At 65.6% G+C, this 3,067-nt stretch carries 3 protein-coding genes; 2 read left to right on the top strand and 1 reads right to left on the bottom strand.

The features are described from left to right. Positions 1–42: 42 nt before the first annotated feature. Entirely contained in the window at positions 43–288 is a 246-nt protein-coding gene (locus tag IEY55_RS31520) for a hypothetical protein (RefSeq protein ID WP_189062240.1), read from the bottom strand. 279 nt (positions 289–567) lie between these two features. On the opposite strand from IEY55_RS31520, the gene IEY55_RS31515 reads away from it, so the two are divergent. Next, positions 568–843 carry a hypothetical protein gene (locus IEY55_RS31515; RefSeq protein WP_189062239.1) on the top strand — a complete coding sequence of 92 codons (276 nt, stop codon included), beginning with the start codon at positions 568–570 and terminating at the stop codon, positions 841–843. Between the two features lie 136 nt (positions 844–979). Beyond that, positions 980–3,067, top strand: a 2,088-nt coding sequence (locus tag IEY55_RS31510) for a DUF927 domain-containing protein (RefSeq protein WP_189062238.1), incomplete at its 3' end; no start/stop codon positions are given.

Below are 3,067 nucleotides of genomic sequence, written 5' to 3'. Positions count from 1 at the left end.
TGCTCTGGCCGTTGACCTGCAACTTTCCGTTCGCCCTGGTGCTCACCGTGTCTCACCCTCTTGGGTCTCGTCGGGGGCAGACTTGCTCAGCTCTTCCAACAGTTCGTCGGGGTGACGCATCGCGACAGCTCGATCAGCACGGGCGATGTCGGACAAGGTCAGCTTCCGGCCGACCTGAGCGGACAGCAGAAGCACAGCGTCCTGAAGGGCCGCCCTTACCTCGCGCGTCATGCTGACCGAGACGTAGGGGGTCTGCCGGCGGGCCAAGGTCACTCCACATGTGTCCATGACAGGGGACTGTACCAACTGTCTTAGTAGTTGGTACAGTCCCATCTGTCTCTATAACTAGGGCAATCCCGAGCGTAGAGGCCATCCCGGACGGCACGGGTGCACGCGTGCACAGCACGCGTGTCGCACGCGTGCACAGCACGCCCGAAGAAGGCGCGTGCACGCGTGCACAGCACGCGTGTCGCACGCGTGCACAGCACGCCCGAAGAAGGCGCGTGCACGCGTGCACAGGAAGGAGAGGACACCGTGACGAAGAGGGGATATGCAGCCGATGATCCTATGTCTGAGACCACAGCGCACAACCTGAAGAGCACGCGTGCACAGCACGGAGAGCACGTGCACAGCACGCGTGCTCCCGACGACAGCACGCGTGCACAGCACACGGCAGCACGCGCGTGCGGCATGACCGCAGAGGAGTGGAAGGTCGCCAAGCGGCAGTCGCGGTCGCACCGGTTGCGAGGGCGGATCGGGCACCAGCGGCCCGCAGCCTCTCTGTGGGATGCGGTCGACGGTCAGGCCGCGCTGTTCCCGGAGACGCCAGGCGACACGCCGTGAATCGCTCCCACCTGGGGGGTGATCTCGGTCTAGCGTCGACAGATCCCAGAAACGCCGGAAGGCCCCCTAGCTGAGAGGTCTGGGGGCCTTCCGGAATCCCATCCACCTGCTAGCACCAGGAAGGAGGGGTCACGCCTTGATACGGCGACTCCAGAATACCCACAACACCGGCAGCGACAACACCCGCGTGGGTGTGTCTCCTGATCCACTTCCCGAGCTGGGCGACTGGCTCGCCGGAGTCACCACCCTGCCCCAGCGGCAGCAGCGGCAGGCCGTCCGGACCGTCGCACCGCTCCTGACCAGGGCAGACAGCGCAACCCGAGACGCGTGGACAGCAGCGATCGTCGACGCGGGGATCTACACCACGCGTGGTCTCTCCCGCATCATCCCCAGCGCGACCACGCCGGCCGGACTGGTCGAGCCCGCGGAACAGAACGCCAGTCCCCAGCCCGACCCGAAGGACGTCCAGGCGTCCGCAAAGCGCGGCCTGAACTCAAGTCCGGCCGAGACCTCCGGCGAGGCAGACCGGTCGCCCCGGGGACGGTGGACCGTGCCCGGGGCAACGAAGGGCTGGACCTACACCCCGGGTGAGGGGGTCTGGGTCGAGGGACGGCGGGTGCTGGACTGGTGCCCGGAAGTGACGCGGCACCTGGTGGCGCTCAACCCGAGGGGTGAGATCACCGAGCGGCGCGTCACGATCACGGTTAGGCCGTACTCGGCGACCGTGCCCATGGCGGACGTGGATAACGGCAGCGTGTGGGACGCCCGTTTCGTGGCCCCGGGCGCGGCCGAGTCCCGCACCCAGGACGCGCTGCGCAACATCGTGAACGCCCAGGCTCAGGAGCTGCCGGTCACGCCGTTGCACCCGCGCTGGGACGCCGGGCGCCTGGTGCTGCCGCCAGCGGACACGATGCACGCCGGATACCGGGAGACCGCCGGCACCTGGGAAGGCTGGTGCGACCTGGTGCGGCGCACCATGGACGCGCCCAAGGTGGCCCTCACCCTGTCTCTGGCGCTGGGTGGGATCTACCTCGAACCCATGGGGGCGCAGTCCTTTGTTGTCCACCTAGCGGGTGGCGCGCGAATTGGGAAAACGACGTCCGCCATCGTGGCTGCCAGCCTGTTCGGCAACCCCGACCACCTGATTCGACCCTGGAACGCCTCCGGCAATGGCACAGCCGCATGGCTGCGGGATCTTCGTTGCCTGACCGGCTTCCGTGACGAACTGGGAGCTGGTGGATACAGCATCGAGCAGCTTTCCGCGATAGTGTTCCGTGCGACTCAAGGCGCGGAGCGGGACGTCTCCACTCGCACAGGGACGTTGCGAGCCAGCCAGGGCGGATGGCACGGCGCATTGATCTCGACCGGCAACGAAACGATCGTGGGCCGAGTCACCAACGAGGGAGTCGCCGCCCGGGTAATCGAGCCTTCCCCGCCGTTCACTCTGTCCGCAAAGCAAGCGGAGATGTTCGAAGCCGCAGCAAAGCAGAACCACGGGCACGGTCTAGATGCCATCGCGGCGCATGGGTTGGAGCCAGCCGACTTCGTCGACTGGGTGCGTCAGGCAGAGAACGATCTCAAGATCCCAGGTGGCGGACCGGCGCGCACCTTGGGAAAGCACCTCGCTGTTGGCCTTGCCGGAGCACGTCTGCTTAGCGAAGTTTGCGGAATCGACGGATTCGACGACACTGTACGTGACGCCGCCACAGTCACGCTGACAGAGTTGGCCGCCGATCTAATCGAACGTGGATCAACCCCCGGACAGCGTCTGATCACTGCAATCGCGAACGCGGTAGCAATCAATCCTTCCGCGTTTCCTACACGCGAACAGTATGCAGTTGCCATTGAAGGTGACTTTCGCGTACCTGAAACGTGGGGATGGGACCTCAGCAAAGACAGTCACCCGGGTGACGTGGCAGTGATCCAGGGCAAGCTTCGAGCGATCGCGGAAAGCTTCGGAATTGCCGACGTCACCGTTGCTCTCAAAGAGCTAGCCAAAGCGGAACACGGCGGACAGCTACACCGGAAAGAACGCGGGCGAGACCTCGCGATGCTGCTCAGGGTCGGCGGCAAGCCGCGTCGTGCCTACGTGTTCGACGGTGTGTTCAGCGAGAATCTGATCCCCCAGCAGGGTGGCAGCAACACAGCCGTAACGGCGGGCTCGACGCCGGTAACGGCGCCCGTCACGACATCGGTAACGGCCGTTGACCGGGGTGGTAACGAC

This window comes from Longimycelium tulufanense, assembly GCF_014645795.1.
GTDB lineage: Bacteria > Actinomycetota > Actinomycetes > Mycobacteriales > Pseudonocardiaceae > Longimycelium > Longimycelium tulufanense.
Note: the sequence above shows the minus strand (reverse complement) of the source record. Positions and strands in the feature narration are given on the sequence as shown.